Annotated in this window: 19 protein-coding genes; 10 read left to right on the top strand and 9 right to left on the bottom strand. The window is 41.9% G+C overall.

What is annotated here, in order from left to right; genetic code table 11:
* Positions 1 to 2 precede the first annotated feature (2 nt).
* Both astD and G399_RS0100630 read left to right on the top strand, forming a co-directional pair.
* Positions 3 to 1,475, top strand: coding sequence for a succinylglutamate-semialdehyde dehydrogenase (gene astD / locus G399_RS0100635; RefSeq protein WP_006011083.1), 1,473 nt, complete (start codon positions 3 to 5; stop codon positions 1,473 to 1,475).
* Positions 1,476 to 1,494: 19 nt separating this feature from the next.
* Entirely contained in the window at positions 1,495 to 2,301 is an 807-nt protein-coding gene (locus G399_RS0100630) for a DUF1338 domain-containing protein (protein ID WP_006011084.1), read from the top strand.
* 64 nt (positions 2,302 to 2,365) lie between these two features.
* On the opposite strand, the gene G399_RS0100625 is transcribed toward G399_RS0100630, so the two are convergent.
* The 3 genes from G399_RS0100625 to rimK are packed head-to-tail and all read right to left on the bottom strand — an operon-like array spanning position 2,366 to position 4,766.
* Positions 2,366 to 2,797 (bottom strand): ATP-dependent zinc protease family protein, encoded by a 432-nt coding sequence (locus tag G399_RS0100625; protein WP_026843325.1) that lies wholly within the window; start codon positions 2,795 to 2,797, stop codon positions 2,366 to 2,368.
* Positions 2,798 to 2,841: 44 nt separating this feature from the next.
* Positions 2,842 to 3,858 (bottom strand): succinylglutamate desuccinylase/aspartoacylase family protein, encoded by a 1,017-nt coding sequence (locus G399_RS0100620; protein WP_006011086.1) that lies wholly within the window; start codon positions 3,856 to 3,858, stop codon positions 2,842 to 2,844.
* A gap of 2 nt (positions 3,859 to 3,860) precedes the next feature.
* Positions 3,861 to 4,766, bottom strand: coding sequence for a 30S ribosomal protein S6--L-glutamate ligase (gene rimK / locus G399_RS0100615; RefSeq protein ID WP_006011087.1), 906 nt, complete (start codon positions 4,764 to 4,766; stop codon positions 3,861 to 3,863).
* Positions 4,767 to 4,950: 184 nt separating this feature from the next.
* Between rimK and G399_RS0100610 the strand changes: the two genes are divergently transcribed.
* Entirely contained in the window at positions 4,951 to 5,643 is a 693-nt protein-coding gene (locus G399_RS0100610; protein ID WP_006011088.1) for a mechanosensitive ion channel domain-containing protein, read from the top strand.
* A 181-nt stretch (positions 5,644 to 5,824) separates the two neighbouring features.
* On the opposite strand, the gene G399_RS0100605 is transcribed toward G399_RS0100610, so the two are convergent.
* Entirely contained in the window at positions 5,825 to 6,331 is a 507-nt protein-coding gene (locus G399_RS0100605; protein WP_006011089.1) for a DUF3087 domain-containing protein, read from the bottom strand.
* 240 nt (positions 6,332 to 6,571) lie between these two features.
* Here G399_RS0100605 and G399_RS0100600 point away from each other — a divergent pair, with 240 nt between their 5' ends.
* Positions 6,572 to 7,009, top strand: a complete 438-nt coding sequence (locus G399_RS0100600) for a CBS domain-containing protein (protein ID WP_006011090.1) — start codon at positions 6,572 to 6,574, stop codon at positions 7,007 to 7,009.
* Between the two features lie 86 nt (positions 7,010 to 7,095).
* Here the strand turns inward: G399_RS0100600 and parC are convergent, their stop codons facing one another.
* The gene (gene parC, locus G399_RS0100595) at positions 7,096 to 9,423 is read right to left on the bottom strand and encodes a DNA topoisomerase IV subunit A (RefSeq protein ID WP_006011091.1); all 2,328 of its coding nucleotides are present in this window, start codon (positions 9,421 to 9,423) and stop codon (positions 7,096 to 7,098) included.
* Between the two features lie 137 nt (positions 9,424 to 9,560).
* On the opposite strand from parC, the gene G399_RS0100590 reads away from it, so the two are divergent.
* Positions 9,561 to 12,710, top strand: a complete 3,150-nt coding sequence (locus G399_RS0100590; protein WP_006011092.1) for a hybrid sensor histidine kinase/response regulator — start codon at positions 9,561 to 9,563, stop codon at positions 12,708 to 12,710.
* 11 nt (positions 12,711 to 12,721) lie between these two features.
* Here G399_RS0100590 and G399_RS0100585 read toward each other — a convergent pair whose 3' ends face one another.
* The 3 genes from G399_RS0100585 to G399_RS0100575 form a co-directional block, all read right to left on the bottom strand.
* Positions 12,722 to 13,414, bottom strand: a complete 693-nt coding sequence (locus tag G399_RS0100585; protein WP_006011093.1) for a DUF2982 domain-containing protein — start codon at positions 13,412 to 13,414, stop codon at positions 12,722 to 12,724.
* Positions 13,415 to 13,518: 104 nt separating this feature from the next.
* Entirely contained in the window at positions 13,519 to 16,662 is a 3,144-nt protein-coding gene (locus G399_RS19900; protein ID WP_006011095.1) for an efflux RND transporter permease subunit, read from the bottom strand.
* A 3-nt stretch (positions 16,663 to 16,665) separates the two neighbouring features.
* Positions 16,666 to 17,937, bottom strand: a complete 1,272-nt coding sequence (locus G399_RS0100575; protein ID WP_006011096.1) for an efflux RND transporter periplasmic adaptor subunit — start codon at positions 17,935 to 17,937, stop codon at positions 16,666 to 16,668.
* 303 nt (positions 17,938 to 18,240) lie between these two features.
* Here G399_RS0100575 and G399_RS19895 point away from each other — a divergent pair, with 303 nt between their 5' ends.
* The 5 genes from G399_RS19895 (at position 18,241) to efpL (ending at position 23,109) form a co-directional block, all read left to right on the top strand.
* On the top strand, positions 18,241 to 18,909 hold the full coding sequence (locus tag G399_RS19895; RefSeq protein WP_006011098.1) for a TetR/AcrR family transcriptional regulator: 669 nt from the start codon (positions 18,241 to 18,243) through the stop codon (positions 18,907 to 18,909).
* Positions 18,910 to 19,045: 136 nt separating this feature from the next.
* Positions 19,046 to 20,065: an aspartate carbamoyltransferase gene (locus G399_RS0100565; protein ID WP_006011100.1), complete on the top strand. Its 1,020-nt coding sequence runs from the start codon at positions 19,046 to 19,048 to the stop codon at positions 20,063 to 20,065.
* Positions 20,066 to 20,067: 2 nt separating this feature from the next.
* The gene (hemL, locus tag G399_RS0100560; protein WP_006011102.1) at positions 20,068 to 21,360 is read left to right on the top strand and encodes a glutamate-1-semialdehyde 2,1-aminomutase; all 1,293 of its coding nucleotides are present in this window, start codon (positions 20,068 to 20,070) and stop codon (positions 21,358 to 21,360) included.
* A 15-nt stretch (positions 21,361 to 21,375) separates the two neighbouring features.
* Positions 21,376 to 22,416, top strand: coding sequence for an adenylate/guanylate cyclase domain-containing protein (locus G399_RS0100555; RefSeq protein WP_006011104.1), 1,041 nt, complete (start codon positions 21,376 to 21,378; stop codon positions 22,414 to 22,416).
* 126 nt (positions 22,417 to 22,542) lie between these two features.
* Positions 22,543 to 23,109, top strand: coding sequence for an elongation factor P-like protein EfpL (efpL, locus tag G399_RS0100550; protein ID WP_006011105.1), 567 nt, complete (start codon positions 22,543 to 22,545; stop codon positions 23,107 to 23,109).
* A 213-nt stretch (positions 23,110 to 23,322) separates the two neighbouring features.
* On the opposite strand, the gene G399_RS0100545 is transcribed toward efpL, so the two are convergent.
* Positions 23,323 to 24,738: an MATE family efflux transporter gene (locus G399_RS0100545; RefSeq protein ID WP_226988959.1), complete on the bottom strand. Its 1,416-nt coding sequence runs from the start codon at positions 24,736 to 24,738 to the stop codon at positions 23,323 to 23,325.
* Positions 24,739 to 25,270: the final 532 nt, after the last annotated feature.

The raw sequence follows: 25,270 nt of genomic DNA, 5'->3' as shown, positions 1-25,270 counted from the left end.
ACATGACAAATTCAACACACTTTATCAATGGTCAATGGATAGCGGGTTTAGGCGATGCTATCCATTCGCTCGATCCTGCAAAAAATATCGTGATTTGGTCTGCAAAATCAGCATCTAACGCACAAGTAAACGAAGCGGTTGTTGCTGCTCGCAATGCTTTTCCTGCATGGTCTTTGAAGTCGGTTGAAGAACGTTTAAGCATAATAAAGAAATTTGCTGAATTGCTAGGTGAAAGTAAAACTGAATTAGCCAAGATTATTGCAAAGGAAACAGGCAAGCCCGAATGGGAGACAGCCACTGAAGTTGGTGCCATGATAGGAAAAATTGCGATTTCTGAAAAGGCGTATAACGAGCGTACAGGAACTGTTGAAAATCCTATGCCTGTTGGTCAAGCAATAATCAGACATAAACCACATGGTGTCGTGGCTGTATTTGGTCCCTATAATTTCCCAGGCCATTTGCCCAACGGACATATCGTTCCAGCACTGATCGCAGGAAATACGATTGTATTTAAACCCAGTGATTTAACCCCAATGGTTGCCGAATTTATTGTTCAATTATGGCAAAAGGCGGGCTTACCAAGTGGCGTGTTAAATCTTATTCAAGGTCAAGTTGAAACAGGTAAGGCACTTGCCTGCCACCCTAATATTGATGGACTGTTTTTCACCGGCAGCTCTCGAACAGGTAAAATATTGCATGAACAATTTGCCGGTCATCCAGGCAAGATATTAGCGCTTGAAATGGGCGGCAACAATCCATTAATAGTTAAAGACGTTGCTAATATTGACGCTGCAGTGCATGACATTGTGCAATCTGCTTTTGTCACTAGTGGGCAGCGCTGCACTTGTGCTCGACGTTTGTTTCTTCAAGACAATGAACAAGGTGATGTTCTGTTAGCGCGTTTGTTGGAAGTGACCAAAAACATTCAAGTTGGTCATTATGATGCGCAAGAACAGCCCTTCATGGGATCGATGATAAGCTCAGCTGCCGCTGCTGGAATGGCAGACGCTCAACAGCAACTTTTGAGCTTAGGTGCAACAAGTTTACTGGCACTTGAACACACAGATAAAGACACCGGTTTCGTTACTCCTGGTCTAATTGATGTAACGGCAATACTCGATGAGATGCCTGATGAGGAACATTTCGGGCCACTTTTAAAAGTGATCCGATATAGCGATTTCGATGATGCAATCACGCATGCGAATAATACTAGCTTTGGTTTGTCTGCAGGTTTGTTAAGCGATTCCAAAGCAGATTATGAGTATTTTTTAGCACGTATTAGAGCCGGTATTGTCAACTGGAACCGCCCTATTACAGGCGCTAGTAGCGCAGCACCTTTTGGTGGTATTGGAGAAAGTGGAAACCATAGAGCAAGCGCATACTATGCTGCTGACTACTGTGCATACCCAGTTGCGTCGGTAGAGCTAGATGTAGTTACGTTACCATCTACACTTAGTCCTGGTCTCAAGTTTTAATAGATTGTAAGGAATAAACATGCACACAGATATCAATAAATTGTTTCAAGGACTTTGGCAAAACTATATTCAAATAACGCCATCAGCGAGCAATATTCATGAATTATTAGGCACCAAAACTGGCAAGTCCGATATTATCAACGACCATATTGCTTTGCGCACATTTAACCTTCAACGCGTTAATTTGAACAAGCTAGCAGCACATTTTCTTGCACTCGGTTATGAGCAAAAAGGAGATTATGACTTTGCGACAAAAAAACTGACAGCACAACACTTTGAACATCCGGATACGACGCAAGCAAAAGTATTTATTAGTGAGTTGAGAGTAGAAGAACTCAGCGAGACCGCGCAGGCGATTATTAATGAGATGATTTGCAATGTTAGTGTGCACGCTGTTGAAGCCGATAATTTCCTGTATTCAGGAACACATTGGACGGTTTCACATGGAGACTATAAAACCCTATTAGCCGAATCGGAATATGCAGCGTGGATGGCCGCCTGGGGCTATCGCGCAAATCACTTCACCGTTAGCGTTAATCACTTAAACAACATCGATGAACTCAGCGAAGTAAATAACATCTTAAAGCAGGCTGAGTTTAGATTAAATTCATCTGGTGGTGAGATCAAAGGGGGAGAAGAGGTTTGTTTAGCTCAGTCTTCAACTATGGCTGATTCATCAGAAGTTGTTTTCGCTGATGCTACAGTGTCTATTCCTAGTTGCTTTTATGAATTTGCCCAACGCTATAAAATGGCAAATGGCGAGTATTATCAAGGATTTGTGGCCGCTTCTGCCGATAAGATTTTTGAAAGCACAAATGCCCAATAATTAGCATTTACAAGACTCATTTAATTTCAAATGAGTCTTGTCCGGCTTTTTCAATGACACTTGTTTATGCCTTCTTCAGTAAATATTCAAGCTCCGGATCAACGATGAATTTGCCAGCCATTGCTTCGCGTCCAAATAACATCAAGTAGGTCATTTCAGAACGGTCCGTTAAGGTTAATTGAATTTGCCAACGCTGATCTGCCATTACGATATCTGTTTCAATAACATAGCGGCGCTGACTGGTTGCAGTAGAGCTTTTCCCCTTGCGTTGCCCTGCCACTTTTGCTTGACAGCGGATCAGCTTTTTTACATCATGAATGTCAGGATGAATATCAAATTTTATCCATGTATCCTCACCAATATCAATTTCTTCAATGTTATCCACATGCAAAGATGATGTTGTTGCGCCGGTGTCAACTCGAACATGCAGTCCTTTTATCCCTAACTCAGGCAAGTCACATAACTCTAAATTACCAACAATACGCTTTTCATTCATTTTTGACCTCTCAATAGTAAAAGTTAGATGCGCATATCAGTTGCTTAATCAACCACAATTAAGTTGTCTTGAAACATCTCAACGTGCTCTGCTACCTCGTCAGGTTTTTTGAAGTAAGCAATGTGATATATGGCTTCACCCTCTTGTGCTAATGGTATATTTTGCTTACCAATAACAACACCTGTGCTTGGAGAGTCAATCGTACCTAGTTGCTCACCAAATGGATTTGAAATGACAGCAAGAACATCTCCCTTAACGACATGATCACCTAACTGTGCCTTATGCATTACAAACCCACTTTCGTTTGCTCTTACCCAGCCGCTTTGCCTTGCAACAAATGGCTTAATCCTATGCCCCACGGCCTTAGTTCTATTTAACATACCAACATGGCGCATTACTTTAATAATACCCTTTACACCCGCTGAGATTGAGAACTCATCATATCGCAGGGCCTGGCCTGCCTCATAAAGAAGCACTTTCGCGCCCTCATCGGCAGCGGCTTGGCGCAACGATCCATCTCGAATGTCAGCGTTAAGTAAAACTGGGACACCAAAGGCTTCTGCCATTTCTAGTGTCACTGGGTCGTCCAGATTGGCGCGTATTTGTGGCAAATTAGAGCGATGTATAGCACCTGTATGAAGGTCAATACCATAATCACACTTACTGACTATTTCATCTAAAAATAAACGGGCAATGCGTCCGGCTAGTGAGCCTTTTTTACTACCCGGAAAACAGCGATTTAAATCTCTGCGGTCGGGCAAATAACGGCTTTGATTTAGAACGCCGTAAACATTTACCATTGGTATCGCAATTAAGGTGCCGCGAATACTTTTTATCGCCCGGGTTTTAATTAAACGGCTAACGATTTCAATACCATTTAATTCATCACCATGGATCGCAGCGCTCACGAACAACGTAGGTCCTGGGCGCTTACCGTGCTGCACAAAGACAGGAATTCCCATACTCGTGTCGGTGTACAATGGCGGCATTTGCAATTGCAAACGCTTCTGTTCACCGGGTTTAATAACTTCCCCACCAATCGTGAAGTTTTCGCGTTTCATGTTTAGCCTTTACCTATCGTTTTTGTTTTGTTTGGAGTAGCTGTGGTTGCGATGAAGTCAATAATCATGCTGGCAATATCTTTGCCCGTAGCGGTTTCGATACCTTCTAATCCTGGTGAGGAATTTACTTCCATAACCATAGGGCCACTTTTTGAACGCAATATATCAACACCACACATATTCAAGCCCATTGTTTTTGCCGCATCCACGGCGGTTTTTCGTTCAGCAGGAGACAAACGGACGAGACTTGCTGAACCACCTCGGTGCAAGTTGGAGCGAAATTCGCCTGGTCCACCTTGGCGCTTCATTGCTGCAATAACTTTACCGCCAACAACTAAACAACGGATGTCTGCACCACCGGCTTCTTCAATGTATTCTTGTACTAAAATACTCGCTTTAAGCCCCATAAATGCCTCAATGATAGACTCAGCCGCTTTAGCTGTATCGGCTAAGACAACACCAATACCTTGGGTTCCTTCCAACAATTTGATAACGACTGGCGCACCACCGACATTTTTAATTAAGTCGTCAATTCTGTCAGGGTGATTAGCAAAACCAGTTCGGGGCATACCAATACCTTTACGTGATAGTAATTGCAAAGAACGTAATTTATCTCTTGAGCGACTAATAGCAACAGATTCGTTAATTGAATAGGTTCCCATCATTTCAAATTGACGAACGACGGAAGTGCCGTAAAAGGTAACAGATGCCCCAATTCTTGGAATAATAGCGTCATAACGTGGTAACGCTTTACCTTTGTAGCGAACCGAAGGGCGGCTGCTCGTTACGTCCATATAACAATGCATTGTGTCGATGACATCGACTTGATGGCCTAACTTTTCGCCAGCTTCGACAAATCGTCGAGTGGAGTAAAGTCCAGAATTGCGTGACAAAACAGCAATTTTCATAATTTTCCTTTGCATTATATTGTAGTGCAACTATATATCGTTAAAATTACTGTTTGAATACCTTTATTTGTTTTTTTGTCCTATTTATCGATACTTTTGATCGTTAATACGGCTAAAATAATCTCATCGTAAGGATGCTCACGCCTCCTTAAAATACCTTAAAACATACTACTGGGAAAACTGAATGACCGACTTACCTATTATTTCAAATTTTATTTTATGGTTTGATAAATACTACATAACCCTTTTATGGTCCGGCGGCGTTATTTTTTTGCATGCGGTCATAGTAAAGTGGACATTACCAAAAATAAGAAAAGGCGTAAAAATAAGTAAGCTAACCGAAGACAGTGCACTGAAAGCCTTTAACATCGTGCGCATTATTATTGGTACTATGACCGTTGCCGGTTTGCTTATTGTATGGGGAATAGACTTTTCTGGCCTATTACTTATTTCAACCTCATTGATCACAATCACTGGAGTCGCGCTGTTCGCCAACTGGTCTTTGCTCAGTAATATTACCGCTTACTTCATTCTATTATTTCAGCCCTCTTATAGTCGTGGAAACTTTATTAGAATATTTGAAGGTGATAATTTTGTTGAGGGTACTATATGCGAGGTGAATCTTTTTAATATAAAACTCATAACCGACGAACGCGATATTATTATGTATCCTAACAATTTATTATTAACGCGCTTAATCATGCTCAATCCTAAAGAAAGATTACAAGGGTTTGGTAAATTAGTGCCCACTGTTATAGTGGAGAACAAAAATCAAGATGACCTTATTAAAGACCGTGTTATCAACGATAGCCTTACCAATGAGGGCGCTAACTTTGAAGAGCTAGGTAGAATAAAAGAAGAACAGGCTAACAGATAAGGAAATCCACGCTTATGAGACCCTTAGTCACAATTTACGTATCTATACCGCGTAACGCAATTAGGTGCGCCGGAGGCCATCGCCAAGAAAGATTTAGAGGCTATTTGGCAGCCGAATCAAACTTGGCAACGTTTCATTCAAGATGTTAAAGAAAAGTATAAGAATTAAGGCACATGAAGCACTAGAATTCTTTCAAAACAGCCTCATCATAATCTTCAGCCTTGAGGATCAAATTATACTTCATGGCCAAACTATCAATTTCAGCTTGATCAATAGCCAGTTGATCCATAATGATTAGGTTGTCGTCTAACTCCCACAAAAGACGCGAGCCTGCGTAGCTGAAATTAATGGCAAGTAATGCATTAATATTACCTTCTTGAGCGGCCGCTTTAAGTTTTAGCATTTTACGGTTGATTCGATTAAGTACTTGTTTAAGATCCCACACATAAGCGACCTCGATCATAAAATCGTGAGTACGATATTTATTGAGAATCAATCCAATTAGCAAACTTGTAATCACAACACCGGTCAAATTCCAATGGAAATGACTGCCGCTTTCGTCAGGAAATACCGCTATCAGTAGTTGAGAAATAGCCAAGCAACCAATAATTAGGGAGACAACACAGGCAACTATTATGTAATTTAGATGCCGGCGGTAACGTTTTTTATTTATATCAATGAGTTGCATAAAAGCCTAAAAGTTAGATATCTGAAAGAAAGTACCGAGTATTGCAACCAAACAAGCCAACGACCAAATTAATATATCACGTCTTTTTGGTTTGCTGTCGTTATTACTCGTACCCTATTTTTTACGCTGAGTTTCCTATCAATATTACGTTGACTATTTACCTCGAAATAGATAAAGTATTAGCGTCAACAAAGCTAATTAATTACATCTTAGATTCAAATAATAAGTGCATAAATAAACATGGGTAAAACACACTTGAATATTGACGCTTTAATGTCGAAAAACGTTATCTCCGTGCATATCGACGATAGATTAACAAAGGTAAAAGAATTATTTGAGCAAAATTCATTTCATCATCTGATGGTAGTTAATGATAGAGGTGAACTTGCTGGTGTTATTTCTGATCGTGATTATACTAAAGCAATCCACCCTAACGTCGACATGCCCTCAGCTACGGCGAAAGACTTGGCAACGTTAAACAAACGGGTTCATCAAATAGTGAATAGAAGCGTTATTTGTGTCGATCAAAACACATCTTTGCGCGCGGCAATCGAACTATTTTATGAAAACAAAATTTCTTGCTTACCCGTCGTCGATAGCAAGAATCACCCTATCGGTGTGGTGAGTTGGCGCGATCTATTAAAGTGGCTATACGAAAAAGTGACGCATAATAATTAATAACGTTGAGCACAAGAATGGTTCACAATACGCAAATCACAGCAATTTAGGTATGTACCTATTAATTATTAGTAGTTATGTAAATACTAATCAATTGTAGGTACGTCACTACTTGGTTTATCTATATTTAAATCAGGATCTTGGGACTCAGTTACTGCTTTTTTATCTTCTATTTCAACCGAGTCTACGCGCTGTAATCCACGGGGTAATTTGTTACCTCTGCGACCGCGTTCACCTTGATAGTGAGTTAAATCTTTTGCGCTTAAGGTCATTCCACGTTTACCCGCAAAAACCTTTATATCAGCGCCGTCAGGCACAACAGTTAACACCGTAAGATACTCTTCTCGCGTTTTCGCCTTGGCAGATGGAATGTTCATTAACTTATTTCCTTTACCTTTGCTTAACACCGGTAAGTCTTTAAGTGGGAAAAGCAACATCCTACCTTCATTAGAGATACACAAACACCAGTCAGTTTTAACATTGCTGACCGGTTGAGGACGTATCACCTTTGCGGCACTTGGCAATGAAACGAAGGCTTTGCCTGCTTTGGCCTTACTCAACATGTCAGAAAACTTACCGACAAACCCATAACCGGCATCAGAACCAAACAGGTATTGTTTATCATCAGCACCCATGATGACATGTTCTACATTTTCCCCACCCACAATGCTAAAGCGCCCCGTTAAAGGTTCACCCTGGCTTCTAGCCGACGGCAATGCATGTGCGTCACAAGAAAATGCTCGACCTGATGAGTCAATAAAAGCAACAAGTTGGGTACTTCGGCCTTTCGCACTGCAAAGGAATTTATCGCTCGATTTGTAACTCAGGCCTTCAACATCGATATCATGACCTTTTGCACATCTCGCCCAACCTTTATCAGAAACAACAACAGTAACCGCTTCAGAGGGAACGAGTTCTTTCTCAGAAATAGCTTTTGATTCTGCACGCTCAACAATTGGGCTGCGACGGTCATCGCCATACTTTTCAGCATCGGCTAAAAGCTCTTTCTTAATAAGCGTTTTTAAACGACGTTCAGACCCCAGTAGCAACTGCAAGCTGTCGCGCTCTTTGGCTAGCTCTTCTTGTTCACCCGTTATTCTAAATTCTTCAAGCTTCGCCAAATGACGTAGTTTTAATTCAAGGATAGCTTCAGCTTGGATGTCCGTGAGACTGAATCTCTCCATCAAGAAAGGTTTAGGCTTATCTTCTGTGCGAATAATATGAATAACTTCATCAATATTCAAAAACGCGATAAGCAAACCTTCGAGAATGTGCAAGCGCGCAAGTATTTTGTCTAATCGATATTGCAAGCGACGCGTTACGGTGTCTTTCCTGAATACTAACCATTCGGTCAGAATAGAACGCAAGTCTTTGACCTGAGGACGGCCATCAAGGCCTATCATATTAATATTTACACGGTAGCTTTTTTCTAAATCGGTTGTAGCAAACAGGTGCTGCATCAGCTGATGAATATCAACACGATTGGAACGTGGTGTAATTAACAAACGCGTTGGGTTTTCATGATCAGACTCGTCACGTAAATCACTAACCATTGGCAACTTTTTGGCTTGCATTTGGCCCGCAATTTGCTCTAACACTTTACCACCAGAAACCTGATGAGGAAGCGCTGTCACTATAATATCGCCGCCCTCGTCATGGTAAACCGCGCGCATCTTAATTGAACCACGGCCAGTTTCATAAATCTTTTGAATATCGCTGCGCGGCGTAATAATTTCAGCATCAGTTGGATAATCAGGACCTTGTACATGCTCTAATAACTCGCTCAGTTCAGCACGGCTGTTATCGAGTAGTAGTGCACAAGCATTGGCTACTTCACGCACGTTGTGAGGGGGTACATCGGTGGCCATACCAACGGCAATACCGGTAATACCATTCAATAAAATATGCGGAAGTCTTGCTGGAAGTACTTTGGGTTCATCTAAGGTGCCATCAAAGTTTGGCTGCCAGTCTGCTGTGCCTTGGCCTAATTCAGTCAGTAATATTTCACTGAACTTACTGAGTCGCGATTCGGTGTAACGCATCGCAGCGAAAGACTTAGGGTCATCTGGTGCACCCCAGTTACCTTGGCCATCGACCAATGGATATCGATAAGAAAACGGTTGTGCCATTAACACCATTGCTTCATAGCAAGCCGAGTCACCGTGCGGATGGAACTTACCTAATACATCACCCACCGTTCTTGCTGACTTTTTATATTTTGCGTTATTACTCAGTCCAAGTTCAGACATAGCATAAATAATTCGCCGTTGAACCGGCTTGAGCCCATCACCAACATGCGGTAACGCTCTGTCCATGATGACATACATGGAATAGTTGAGGTATGCGTCTTCAGCAAACCGACTTAAGGGTAGTTGTTCAATACCGTCAGTATTGATGGTTATTTCATTGCTCATGATTGACTTTTATTTATTCTTATTTGATAAAATCAAAAAACTGCTCAGTAGCTAGGCTAACAGGCTGTACATATGATGCCGCAAATTCTATATTAGCATCATGTTATATTATTTTCGAATCAAGCATAACAATTCTTGTGTCTAAACTAACAAAAATACGTGCGTTACTGGCATTCACACTATTCTTTTTGGTGTTTTACGCACAAGCAATAGAAGCGGTCAAATTAACAGACGAATCATCTAAGGTGAATATTTCGTCCGCAATAGTTGCATACCCTCAACAAGGCCGTGCATTGAGTTTTGACGAGTTCAAATTGAGCCGCACTAATCTCTCCTATCAAAGCCACACTATTCCTAATTATGGATTCACTCCTGCGGGCGTATGGTTATATGCTGAAGTGACCAATATGTCGAGTAAGCAAAGTTGGGTTCTCAATGTTAACTTTTCTCAACTTGACCAAGTTGATTTCTACCTAGTTTCAAATGGAGAAGTACTAGAACAACTTAGTGGTGGTCGCGAGCAAAGCAATCACTTCTATCGCACTCCAACGTTTAGGGTAACACTTGATAGTGAACAGGCATATCAAGTCTACCTCTTCGTCAAAGCGAAGCGCATTCCTACCATTGCGCCAGTGCGATTGATGAGTGAAGAACAGCATCGGTATGAAACCCTACTAGATTACTTAATTTGGGGCATTTTTTATGGTGCCTTGCTGGTCATTGCAATTTATTGCATGTTCGTGTTGATCGATAAAAGAGAAGTTAGTGCGCTAGCGTTATTTACGCTTGTTTGCCTATTATTTTTGTGGCATACGGTGTGGAGTGGGCACGTCCAGTTATTACCAAAACAATGGCACTCCTTGAGCTTTTTCCAAAGCGTCGACCTGCTGCTGCCCCTCGTTTGTGCGTCTGCCAGTTTATTTACGCTCACCTTTCTGCCTAAACCAGCCAATTTTAGTCGCGTTTATTTAGCACTAAAGCTGTTATTTATAATACTTTTTTTCACTTTTATCATTGTTTTATTTGGCTGGTTTAGCGAGTTTGGACAAGCCATGCTTGTTCGCATTGTCGGTTATGCGACATTACTTCTCAATATTATGTTCACAATAAAAAATATCAGTCAGGCATTTTTGCCAGCCAACACAGTCCTGGTAGGTTGGCTGTTTTTAACTTTGGGCTCGGTTATTGGTTCACTCTTTATTGCTGGTAAGTTACCGGTTAATTCTTTTACAACTTACGTATTTCAATCTGCATTATTGGCACAAACCTTATGTTTTGTATTAGCGATAATTCTGAAAGTTAGATTTAGTCTCGAAGTAGAAATTCGCCAAGCATCCAACGATGCGGAAAATAACTTTTATCTCATTGAAGAACAAAACGTGCACTTAGATATTGCGCGCAGAGAAGCGGTCAAAGCGAGCAAAGTTAAAAGTCAGTTTTTAGCAAATATGTCACATGAAATTCGAACACCATTAAATGCAATTATTGGCTTTAGTACTGAATTGGAAAGCAAAACCAATGAAACTGAACGCGATGAACATGTGCGCATTATCAATAGCGCTGCGTCCGACCTATTGATCATCGTAAATGACATTCTCGACTTTTCAAAAATGGAAGCGGGTAAGCTGACCATTAATCAGAAACCGTTCTCACCGCGCGACGCGTTCGAAGATATTGCAAGCTTGATGGCGAAGTCTGCGCATTTAAAACAACTCGAATTCATATTTGATATTGATACGCTTCCCTCAGTGCTAATAGGCGATAACTTTAAACTTAAACAACTGATGAGTAACTTGCTAAGTAACGCATTAAAATTTACCAATTACGGCCAAATTGTGTTGCGCGCAAAATCGTTACAATTTGGTGATGACGATTACATGCTATGTATTGAAGTTGAGGATACTGGTATCGGGATAAGTAATTTGGACAAGAAGAAATTATTTACGCCATTCAATCAACTTGATGATGAATTAAATAGATCCTTCCAAGGTACTGGATTGGGTTTAGTTATATGCCAAGAACTTGTATTTTTAATGAGGGGCAGCATCGAAGTCCAAAGCTACTACTCCATAGGCAGTAAATTCAAGATAAACCTGCCATTCAAAAAAGTAAACGACCAAGTAATACCAGCTGTGCAGAATCGTTTCGTGTCAAAAATCGCTGGTATCTATGATCCTTCTCCGCAAAGCAGAAAAATCACATGTAGGCTCCTCAAGAGTGTCGGTTTTGACACTTACACATATGATTCAATCTCTGCTTTTGAACAGGCAAATGTTTCGTTTGACTATATTTTTGCTTCTTTACCAATGCGATATATTGCCAACCGAACAAGCATTATTAATCGGATATTGAAACTTAGATCGCAAAAAACGGCGCTTGTTTTTTCTGGCCCACCGCCAGAACAAAAGCAAATTCGCAGCGTCATTAATCAACCCATAATCATCCGCTCACCATTAACTTTAAAAAATATTAATAACCTAAACAATGTGCAACTTGAATCAGCCGAAAAAGTCAGTAAATCGGATCCGAAATCACTGCCTGCAGCGCGCATATTAGCCGTAGACGACATGCCATTGAACTTAAAACTGTTAAAAACTTGGTTAAGAGACTCCCCCTCGACACTTGATACAGCTTCTTGCGGAGCTGACGCCATCAAATTGTGTAAGCAAAACGGGTACGACCTAATATTAATGGATATCCAAATGCCCACCATGGATGGACTCCAAGCTACTCAGCATATACGGCAAACTCAACTTAATATGGGAACCCCGATTGTCGCTATCACTGCACATGCATTCCGTGAAGAAAAAGAACGTTTTTTGTCTTCGGGAATGGATGATTATCTACCCAAGCCTGTTGACTTAGCAACCTTGGTCAACACTATTCAACGCTGGTGCCAAGGCGCTGAATTTGTCGAAACTAAAAAACTCGCCATAAATTGGCAAATTGCAACTACTAAGGCGCACGGCAGCGACGAAGGTGCTCGTGAGTTTCTAGCCGGATTTATCGCTATACTGCCCAGCAGCATGACAGAAATAGAGTTGCATTGGCAAAAACAGGATTTTGTATCATTGCAACAATGTGTTCATAAGCTTCATGGTGCTAGCGCATATACAGGCGCCACTCGCTTTCAAAGAGTCTGTTACGACACGGAGAGCAACTTAAAACAACAACACTATCAATCGTTGACGAAATTAATATCTACTCTTCTGGTAGAAGCGGAGGCAATTTTAGAGCAGTGGCATAATACGTCACAGTTTAATTCAAAACACAGCGGGCGGGATTAAGTTAATTAATATCAGGTCTTAGGTTTGGTCGCAGAATCCTGGCAGTCTTTTAATAACGCAATGAATTTCGTCGCTTCCCTATCAATTTCGTTAGTCGAAATAAAAATATCATAGCCAAGTTGATTTCGAAGTTTCCCCATCCGGTGACCAAACATCGCAGATACGCCTTTTATGGTTTCACCACTGGTTCGTAAAAACTTTTCATCCTCAATCATATCAGCACCATAAGACCGCCCTGTTGCAGCGTTATGAGCGCGGTTTTGCATCGTCAGAGGACGCTGTTCCATCAGCAGATAGGTAATTAATCGCGGTGAAATTTCATCCAGAAAAATGTCGGCATCACGCAACTTAAAGCCGATCATTTCAAGGTCGACTTGCTCTATGCCTTTGGTGATCCGAGGCACATCGATGCGCTGGATGTTTTCCCACGAAATACGCCACTTCCCGCATCGGTGATAATAGATGATATGTTCGCGAGTTAACTCAAGACTATGTTTTGGCTCTTTTAGCTTAAAAAACCCAATAATAAGGCCGACGATACCGCCACTGATAATAAACACACCAGGAAGAAAAAACAGCTTTGGTAATACGACACACATAAATGCACCAGTCAAAACCAAGCCAGACCCAATTAAAATCGAGGTCATTGCATTGTGAGATGATGCTGCTTTAATAAAAATGGATTCGGATTCAGGTCCAGACATATAAATAAAATACCAACATAATTAAGCCCCATAAACATATATAACGTGAACGGCGGCAAAAAGCACAATCTGTTTGCCACCATTTTTTGATTTGTTGGAGAAATTTAGGCATGTGCTGTGTTGTGCGCTCGTTTTTGTAATTTCCTAGTGCGCATTCTACACATCAATGCAACGATAGTGGGAGTGAAAAACAATGAAAGAATAACAGAAAAGCCAACACCACCGGCTAACACAACCGCCAAGGGTGGCCAAAACGAACCTTGAGAAAATAATAATAGAGGGATCAGACCACCCACGGTGGTGAAAGTTGTGGATAAAATATGACGACTACAACTCATGGTTTCTTCAACAATAGCCCTAGTGTCGCCACTTTTAGCCTTAGCATTGCCATTAATAGCGGCAATTACTACGATAGATCCGTTAATTGCGACACCGATCAATCCGGCGCTACCTAGCAGCGGATTGAAACCAATGGGCAAGCCCGACACCCATAAGCTAAACATGCCAAGCCCGACAGACAATATCGCGACCATTGCGATGACAACAGCAAACCTCACGCTATTGAAGGTCAGAATTAATACAGTGACCATTAGTACCAATAATACGGGTGCATAGGTTGCCAACTGGCCCAATGCTTGTTTTTGCTCATCCGCGTCACCCGCCATTTTGAGTCGATAGCCTTTTGGCAGCACAAAATTACCGTTTTCTAGCAACTCTCGCAGTTGCTCACTGGCATCAATAGCAGGAACACCGGGTAATAAGAAAGCCTGAACTTTGTTCACGCGTTCACCGTCTACCCGAGTAATACCGCTAATACTGGGGAGCAGAGTAAATTGCCCCAACGAAGCAACCCCTATACTTGCTCTATTTTCCATCAATGCTTGGTTCATCAACGGCATAGCATCAAGTTCTTTCATATCACTGCGTTGATTTTCGTTAACTCTGACTCTAACAGGTAACTCTTCAGTGCCCTGCAATATTGAACCACCGGTAGTTCCGGCTAAGGCTAATTGCAGTTGCTGAGCAATATCGGTCAATGATAATTGTGCAATATATGAATCGTTTTCAGACACATCATATTGCAGTTCTGGCTCGCCAGTAGTGATGGTCGCGATGGTTTGCGTAATCCCCGGAACTTTGGTCATCGCTAAGCGAATTTGCTCACCGAGTGCGTTGAGCGTGTCAATATCTGGTCCAAATACATCTACCTCAATTGGTGCTGGTATTGGAGGGCCTTGCCCAAATGCTCTTACCACGATGCGAGCATTTGGATAAGCATCTTGTAATTCATACTGCAATGTTGGTATGAGCGCTGCAGCTTGTGAAATGGAATTGGTGGTAACGACAGCATTTGCAAACTCGGGAGAGTTATCTCGCGACATCACTTGGTTATAATATATAGACGGTGTGGACGCACCTACTAACCAGGTAACTTGTTGTACTTCTTGTTTATCTCGGATCAGTACATCAATGCTTAGCGCTACCTTTTTGGTCTGATTGATTGAGGTACCATTTGGCAGCCACACATAAATTTCAAACTGATCTCTGTCCGCACTCGGAAAGAAAACGCTGGGTAGCTGCTGGGATAGAACAAAACCAGATAAACAAAACACAACAATGACTGACAATACCAGAGAAGGTTGCTTTATTAACCGCCCCAACAATCGCGAAAATTGATATGAAACCGCCGGCATCTGCCAACCACGGCGATACCAAGCATGCTCACTGGTGCCATCTCTGGGCAAGTATCTGGCTGCTAACGCTGCGATAATAGTCAGTGAAATAGCTAAAGACCCTAGCAATGCCATGACAACACTGATGGCAATTGCGCCTATAAAGTCGCCGATATTTCCGGTTAATAAAAAAATAGGCATAAAACCCAGTACCGTTGTCAAGGTCGACGCTAATAAAGGAGCAAACAGATGCTTCACCGATTTTTCAAGCGCTTGTAATCTGGTTGTACTCTGATCAAGCAGGTTTAACCTAATTTCGTCTGTAATGACAATCGCATTGTCAATCAGTAGACCGATCGCAATAATAATGCCAAAAATAGACATTTGATGAATTTGTTGATCAAAAAAGCTCAAGGAGAAAATGGCAAAGGCAGCACATAATGGCAGAGCGAGGCCAACTATCCAACTTGCTTTAGCACCCATAAACACAAGAATAACGAGCATCACAACCACCGAGCCCAGCAACAAGTTTTCAGTTAATTCAGTTAGCCGGGCTTGGGTATACTCATTTTGTTCAAATACAATGTTGGCTTGAGCAGTGCCATTAAACTCGTTATTAAAATCTGTGACCTTTTCGTTAACAGCTTCGGTCCATTGGTCGACTCGCACAGTAGTTTGCATGCGGGCTGCCATAAATATCGTGCGCTGACCGTCGACAATCGCAAATTCGCGCTCAGGTGTTTGCCAAGACTGCTCGATAGTCGCTACGTCGGCTAAACGCAAATAACTACCGTCAGCAGCAACGAGTGGAATATTCGCAATAATGTCCAAGCTTTCCAGTGGTTCAGCCACTTGTACTCGAATATTTTTTTGTGATGTTCTTAGTATTCCAGCGGGTAACTTGGAGTCGGCTGTGCGTATACGCTCACTAACTTGGCCAATACTTAAGCCTACCGCAGCGAGTGCTTGGGGATCGAGCGCAACCACAACCTCTTCTATTGGGTTCCCGTATAAACGCACCAGTTCGGTGCCTGGCACATTTCGCACGCGGTCTACTAACTCGCTAGCGAGTCTTCCTGAAACTGACAATGAGGTGGTCTCGGGCATGTCTGCGTCAATGGAAATTAGCATAGTAAACGCGGTTGCTCCGCGCTTATCCTCTAGTATTGGCTTACTCGCGCCAACCGGTAATCTGACAGACGCGTTTTCAAGGCTATCTCTGATTTTTGAAAATATTTGCTGATTAGTTGAATCGTCTACCCAGTCTTGTAATTCAACCAGCACGCTGGAGAATCCGGCTTTTGATGTAGATTTGATTTCCTTAATCTCATACAATTCACGCAGTTCATCTTCAAGAACATCTGATACTAACGCTTCAACGCGTTCCGCAGAGGCACCAGGGTAAGATGTAAGAATGATGACATTACGCAAATCGATGCGCGGGTCTTCTAAACGTGGCAGGTTTGTCACTGCCGATAAACCTGCGACCAGAATGATGATAATACTAAGAGCAAGCAAGTGTCCGCGACGAAAGAACGTCGTATACCAAGGTGAATTATGTTGCGCAGTCGGCATTATCTAGTTTCTCGCCGTGTTGATCACTTGCACGTTTTGCACGACCTGGTTAGGCGTTAATCGATGCAGACCGGATACAACTAGCAACTCCCCTTGCGCTATAGCGCCTGATACAAATGCACGCTCTTGCTCCATATATTCAACATACACACTGCGCGGTTGAATAATTTGAGAACCACTTGATTTGTCAATTATAAACAGAGTCCACAAGCCTCTAACCCCATTAGATAAAGCGCTCATGGGGATCCAAACCCCCTGTTTTTCAATTTGTACATCGACTGACAGTGACACCAGATCACCAGACATAAGATAACGTTTTTGTGCCATTTTCGCATCAATCTTAAATAAAGCGTCCACCGCTCGTGTGGCTCTATTTCGTTGTTTCGCGATTGAAATTAATATTGCCGGCAGCGTCTCGCCTTCGTAGCTCAATTCATAGCGTTCACCCAAATTCAATGCCAGAGGAGATCGGGTCGGTAATCCTATTCGTGCCTCTAAGTCCATTTCAGCCATTAGCGAAAATACCGCCTGGCCTGTCGTTACCACGGTGCCTAAATCTAACAGTTGCTGCACAACCTGACCACTGAAAGGCGCTATCAGCGACGACTTCCGAAGTTCAACATCAAGGCTTTCGTGCCTCGCTTTTACCTCATTCACTAACGCGTTTGCAGCATCTAAATTTGCAATAGCTTCATCTAACCTCTGCTCTGGTTCCAAGCGTTTCTTAACTAATTCAGCGGTTCGTTTGGCCGACAAGCTGGCGAGTGTTGCATCTGCCTTCGCTTTCACTAAGGTAGCATCCAGTTCTTTCTTTTGCGCAAATAGCCTCTGTTTGTCCAGAGTGGCTAACACCTGCCCTTTGACCACTCTTTCGCCTTCCACAACTAGTGTTTCATCGATGACGCCGGAAAGCTCAAAACCCAGATTAGCTTGTTTTGCAGACTCAATTAAACCATATACCTTTCGTTGTTTTATGTAAGACGGTTGAATAGAAATTGATTGCACATTTACTTTGGCATTTTGAATAACCAGTGATTGCTCGTCAGCAAATGCAGTTGCCGTTTTATCACCCGAAAATAGAATCAATACGATTAATAATAAAAAACTACTTACACAAAGCACAAGCAGTGAGAACTTACCGCTATTTATATGATTTATTTCATTTATTTGATTTTGTGCTTTCATATTTTGGTAAGATGGCCGAGTCGAAGCTTGCTCTGAATGCAAACCTGGGCTTAACGGATTGCTGCCATCAGGACCTGTATTAATGCTCATGTGTTTAGATTCGATGCTATGGAGAATGTCATATTACCTATTGCCTGTTAGCTTAGTCCCACCTTTTTAGAAACGGTGAAAATGTTTACTTCCATTTACGATTAGAAGCGGAATATCTAGGAGTACTTTTACTCGTTGTCGTTGTCGTGTTTGTGCCGCATACGGTTGTGTTGCATGCAATGCCGAGCATGCTAAACTATAAATACTAGACCGTCTAGTATGATTACTGATTTTGTGCTAACTTAACTCGACACGGGATGTCTTTCTCGGTTGTGAAACAATTTACATTACATTAAAAACCTTATGACTATTTTAACCACATCTGCTAAAAATTTGCCAAAGCAAAGCCGACTAAAAATAGTCGGCAGGCCAAAGAGTAGCCAAAAACGCAAGCAAATACTGCATCACGCAGGAGAACTATTTTTGCAGCAAGGCTATGATCGCACCTCTATGGACGCAGTGGCCAAACAAAGTTGTGTTTCCAAGCAAACTGTTTATTCACATTTTCAAAATAAAGACGTGTTATATAATGCGGTTATTGAAAGTAAATGTGAGGAATACCGGATTGAAGAAGCGGCTATTTGTATCGGGTCTAATTCGCTTGACGAAATTCTTTACTCAATTGCTTTTAATTTTATTCAGCTGCTCAACGATAAACGTGTCATCGCCATGTACTCTGTGGTTATAGGTGAATCAAAGAATAACCTGCATTTAGCGCAACTATTTTATGACGCAGGACCGCTGCATAGTATCAATTTGGTAAAAGACTTATTAATAAAACACCCCCAGAGTGGTTTATTAGAGTGTGATGCAAAAGAACTTTCTACTGATTTTTTTAATCTTTTAAAAGGCAATTATCACATGCTTAGTATGCTCGGATTGGCTTATGAACAGAAACCAGAAGCATTAGAAGCCTATGCACGCAAGGTCGTTGCGAAAACGCTCAAAATTGCCGAATTATTTACCTACTAGAGCAATATAAAGTGCTTACGATCTCACGCAACAAGTGTTGACACTTTTATCTGCTGTTGATGAAAATTTAGCATCTAGCCAGCATTTTTTTGATAAACTACGCGGCAGTTAATATTTAACCCATAAAGGCGCCGTTTTGAAGACTCAATTTACCGGTAAACACGTGTTAAGTGTCGCGCAGTTCGACCGAGGAGCTATTGAAAAAGTTTTTTTAGTGGCCGACAACATGTTGCCGTATGCGCTTCGCAAAAAACGCACACAAGTGCTTGAAGGTGCGATATTGGGTAACTTATTTTTCGAACCAAGTACAAGAACCCGAGTCAGCTTTGGCACCGCATTCAACTTACTTGGAGGCGAAGTGCGAGAAACCACGGGCATGAGTAACTCCGCCCTAGCAAAGGGTGAGTCTTTGTATGATACCGCTAGAGTGCTAAGCGGTTATTCAGATATCATCGCCATGCGCCATCCGCAAGAAGGCTCGGTGGCCGAATTTGCCGAAGGAAGTCGAGTTCCGGTTATAAATGGTGGCGATGGTGCGAACGAGCATCCAACTCAAGCATTACTTGATTTATACACCATAGAAAAAGAAAGAAAATTCCACGGTGAAGGAATTGATGGTTTAAATATTGCCATGATTGGCGATCTTAAATACGGTCGTACCGTACATTCTTTGTCAAAGCTTTTGTGCTTGTATAAAGATCTGCATTTCATTTTCATTTCACCGCAAGAACTTAGCATGCCTGCTTACATTTGCGATATGATCACAAATGCAGGTCACAAACTAACGATCACTGAGCAATTAGAGGGGAGTTTCAATGCAGACATTTGTTATCAAACTCGTATTCAAGAAGAGCGTTTTCCATCGCAAGGTGAAGCAAACAAATATCGCGGAAAGTTTCGTTTGAATCAACAAACATATACGAAACATTTCCAATCAAAAACTGTCATCATGCATCCTCTCCCTAGAGATTCCAGAGCGGAAGCAAACGAACTTGATAATGATTTAAATCTTAATCCAAATCTGGCGATTTTTAGACAAACTGATAACGGCGTGTTGGTCAGGATGGCATTATTTGCCCTGACATTAGGCGTTGAAGACAAAGTTTCCGATTTTGATAGACCCGTACACTGGTACAGCAATAAAGGCCAAAAATAACTATGACAACCCATTCTGAAACACTTTTCGCAAGAGCTCAAATTACGATCCCTGGCGGCGTGAATTCACCCGTTCGTGCATTTAAAGCAGTAGGCGGTACTCCTCGGTTTATTAACAGGGCTGATGGCCCTTACATGTGGGATGTCGATGGCAATCGCTATATTGACTACATCAATTCTTGGGGACCAATGGTACTAGGTCACAACAACGCAAAAATCAGACAAGCGGTTATTGACGCTTCTGAGTTTGGCCTAAGTTATGGCGCCCCAACCGAAGCCGAAATTATCATGGCTGAATTAGTCAGTAAATTAGTACCATCAATGGAAATGGTACGTATGGTAAATTCAGGTACCGAAGCCACAATGAGCGCTATACGTCTTGCTCGCGGCTATACCGCCAGAGACAAAATATTGAAGTTTGAAGGTTGTTACCACGGCCATGCTGACTCTCTGCTAGTAAAAGCAGGATCTGGTGCGCTTACTTTGGGTGTACCTAGTTCACCAGGTGTACCCGATGATTTTGCCAAGCACACCTTAACAGTCGATTTTAATAATCTTGACTCTGTACAAGCCGCATTCGATGAACATGGCGACGATATCTCCTGCATTATTGTTGAACCGGTAGCCGGCAATATGAATTGCATACCACCAGTTGAAGGCTTTCTTGAAGGCTTACGTGGCATTTGTGACCACTATGGTGCACTGCTTATTTTTGATGAAGTTATGACCGGATTTAGAGTATCTTTGGGCGGCGCTCAAGAGCGTTACAGCGTGGAACCTGATCTTACATGTCTTGGTAAAGTTATTGGTGGAGGCATGCCAGTAGGTGCTTTTGGCGGTAAAAAGAAAATACTGACGCACATAGCCCCAACAGGTCCTATATACCAAGCAGGTACACTATCAGGCAACCCAATTGCAATGGCGGCGGGCCTTGCAGCGCTATCACAATTAGCCGAGCCCGGTTTCTATGATAGTATTTTTGAAAATACCAAAATATTGGCAGAAGGTATAAGAGATACAGCGCATAGAAATAATATACCTATGAGCATAAATGTCGCTGGTAGTATGTTTGGACTATTTTTCACTGATGTTGAACATGTGACTAATTACAAGCAAGCAATAAATTGCAATACGGCCCAGTTCAACCAGTTCTATCATGCAATGCTCAACGAAGGTGTTTATTTCGCACCGGCATCTTACGAGGCAGGTTTTGTTTCTAAAATGCATACTATTGATGTTGTTGATGCAACGATTGAAGCCGCCGATAGGGCATTCAAACAAATTACGGCAAAGTAATAGGAAGTTAAGTCTGTGCTCTTTTGGGTTATTGGTTTATCAATTTATGCGATTATAAGCACTGCGCTATGGTTAATTACCCTGCGCAAAGCGAAGCGCATTAACAATAAACTGGTGCAATATACTGACTCCGAAAAGCAGTCTTATCAGCAAAAAGCCGACCAAGCGATGCATCTTAACCAAAACTTCCAAAAGTTTGTTCCGCGCCAATTCGTAGAGCATATTTACAAGCAAGGACAATCAATCGAACTCGGTTATGCCGACGAAGATAATGTGGCCATTTTGTTTTGCGATATCAGAGGGTTTACTGGTCTCTCTGAAAAAATGAGTCCGCAGGAATTAATGAATTTTCTAAATTCATATTTCTTGCGCATGAATGCCCCGATTCATGACAATAAAGGCTTTATCGATAAATTTATTGGTGATGCCATCATGGCGTTATTCGATAATCCAGAAGGGTCTGATTGCGACAAGGCACAAGACGCGATCCGAGCTGCCATTGGTCTTAGGCGTGCATTATTTTTATATAATCAACATCGTGAAAAAAGTGGCTATAGTGCTGTCAATATTGGCATTGGCATTCATTTTGGCCCCGTTATAATCGGTACCGTAGGCTCAGACGATAGAATGGATACAACGGTTATCGGTGATAGTGTTAATATTGCACAACGCCTTGAAACACTGGCCCCCGTATATAACGTCGATATTATTGTGACTGACCAATTAGTGGCAACAGCAGAGTATGCATTTGCCTCTCGCACTATCGACTGGGTTAGGGTAAAAGGACGCACCGAGCCGTTAAAGCTTGTTGAAGTCCTGTCGCACTTACCCGATGAATTACAAAAACAACGACTAAATAACGCTGAAGCTATTCAACAAGGTTTGGATTTGCGCATCGAAGGGAACTTACGAGGTGCACTCGATGTATTCCGTACGGCGAAAAAGTTGAGCCCAAAAGATCCTATCCTCAAACATCATATTAAGTGGACTGAACAACTCATATTACACGGCGTACCTGAAAAATGGGACGGCGCACTGCAACTCGGCCATGAGTAGACGCAGGTAAAGCCATGCCTAGGTATCAATAGCAGACATGACATACAAAAATGGTATATCATCCAGCTAGACCGTTCTATTTTTAAACAACCCAGAATTTTATTACCGATCTTAACGAGAAGCAGTATGCCAAAAGCCAGTGAAATAAAGAAAAATGCCGCCATTGAACTGAATGGAAAAGTATATTTTGTAAAAGACATCGCAAAGCTTACGCCTAGCGGCAGAGCAGGTGCAAGTTTATATAGAATGCGTTTATATGAAGTTGCCACAGGCGCTAAAGCAGATGAAAGTTTCAAAGCGGATGAGATGATACATACTGCCGAATTTAGCAAGAAAAAAGTAATGTTTTCATATTACGATGGCGACGAGTATGTGTTCATGGATAATGAAGATTACACCCCTTATTCGATAGATAAAGAGACGATTAGCGATGAGCTTTTGTTTATTACTGAAGAAACCATTGGTCTGCAGTTATTAATCGTCGATGATAAGCCAGTCGGTATTGAATTACCGGCTTCAGTTGACTTAGTTATTACTGAAACAGACCCTTCGATTAAAGGCGCATCGGCTAGTGCTCGCACAAAACCAGCATTATTATCTACTGGCTTAACCGTGCAGGTGCCAGAATATATTTCAACTGGCGAAAAAATAAAAGTAAATACGGCAGACGTTAAGTTTACCAGCAGAGCTTAAAGTTCTCTGTTATGGCACTTCGTAATGAGTGCCATAACTCACTCAACACTATTGTGGGCTTCAATTGTAGTGAAAGGTCCATTTGTCCTAAACTTCTACCCACCTAACTAACCTAACATGACTTCCGCTTAAATTTTTACTGAGCTGAACCTAGTCGCAAAATTATTTATATAAAAAAAGGGTTAGCAGTGCTGGAGGCATCTGTAATGAGCATTAAATCGCGTCCTGTGGACCTGAATGCGCGGTAAGGTTACGTTGCCAATGTCTTGCTTTGACCCGATAAAAAAACAGGACAGACTTGACGATCTCCTCTGAATAAGTGATCAACACTACCCAATATATCGGCAAGGCAAAATAAAATGCAGCTGCAAAGGTTAACGGAATGCCAATTATCCACATGCCGGAGAAGTCGATAAGCAAACAGTGTTTGTTATCTCCCCCAGCGCGCAAAATTCCCATCGAGGCTGTCATGTTAAATACTTTTATACAGGTGCCAAATGTAATCAGTATAAAAATATCGTGGGCGACGGACAAGGTAGCCTGATCCAAATTGGCGTAGGGCATGAACATTAAAGATTCCAAACTCAGCATCAGTAGCCCTAAGAAAAGTGTCACGATGGGCGCGCTAATCGCAAAACCTCGCGCTACAGACCAAGCAGACATGAAATCGTCTTGTCCAAGTCGCTGGCCAATCATAATGGAACAAGCAGAAGCAAAACCAAAAAAGAAGGCGACTAATAAACCTTCCAGCGGCGCCATTAGACTCATGACAGCGAGTTCTTGTGTGCCAATACGACCATATATGAGCTGATACACAAATGTACCTAATGACCAGACTCCGAAGCTCACCATCAACGGCCATACTAGTTTAATTAAATGAGACCACTGTTTTATGTCGTAAAAGTCATTTCCAGTAAGACCCGTAGGAAAGACAATATGCTTACTTTTAGCCAGACAAAATACAATCATTAAGGCGTGAATTGCTCGAGCTATAAAGGTTGCCCAAGCCGCACCGAGCACGCCCAATGCATCGACCCCTAACCCGCCGTTAATTAGCCAGTAGTTGAGCGCAATATTAATAATAATCGCAATACAACCGAGCGCCATAGAGAGCCTTACCTGACTGAACCCACGCAGGGCATTCTCAAAAACCATGACGATTAATACGAAGGCTAAGCTGGGCATAGTAACCCACAGATATTGTTTGCCTATATTAATTATTGCAGGGTCAGTGGTACCTAAACCAACAATAAGATCGCCGAAAAAAAAGGTCAGCAACACCACCGGCAATAAAAGCCCAGTTCCAATAATCAGAACCTTAATGATTACCGGACTGACGCGAGTAAGTTTACCTGCACCATAATACTGCGCAGAGAGCACTCCCACGCCAGTAGCAAGACCAGACAAGATGATCAGCACAACAAACTGAATACGGTTGCCTAATCCAACAGACGCAACCGCTGCGTCACCCAGATGACCAACCATCATAATGTCGCTCATGCCCAGCATGGTTACCAGGATACTTTGCAGCGAGATAGGCCACGCAAGTTTTACGCTTTGCCGAAAAGTTGAGGTGTTGTTATTTCGTAATTTATATAACATGGCAGTCAACGGAAAATTAATCTTCATAACTATCTGTTTTAACCGTCTGTAGACCACTAAACATGACTCATTCTTCTTTTAATATCGTAAATATATTTTACACCATGTTGAAAAAACTGTGTGATGTGGCCCCGCGACTTGGGATCAATGGGTTGTATGCGCGCTTGTCCGATAAACGATACCAAAGGGAGGGGCGCACAAATGTATATCAAATGATACTGCATATGCTGAGGTCTTGGAATGCGGTATTGTTTGCACAATTAAATATTTATGGATTATCCGGATATATGAAAGTTTGAAACTAGGTATTAAGGATTGGAACTGCATCAGTGGTTGATATGCTAATGACATCTGAACCGACATGGCTGACATAAGCTTTAAGCTCGTGACAGTCGCAAAAGTGCCAAATATAGTCACTGATACTTTATCTAATTCACCCTAATGACACATAGGAGACGTTAGCAAATTTCAATAACTGGGTTAGCGTTTGATGCGTTCGCTTATCGTTAAAAAAACATTTAAATTTTCAGATTTTTTGATATTGGTGGTTGTCATCATA

This window comes from Brumicola pallidula DSM 14239 = ACAM 615 (assembly GCF_000428905.1).
Classification (GTDB): Bacteria; Pseudomonadota; Gammaproteobacteria; order Enterobacterales; family Alteromonadaceae; genus Glaciecola; species Glaciecola pallidula.
This window is presented reverse-complemented; position numbering and strand designations above follow the sequence as displayed.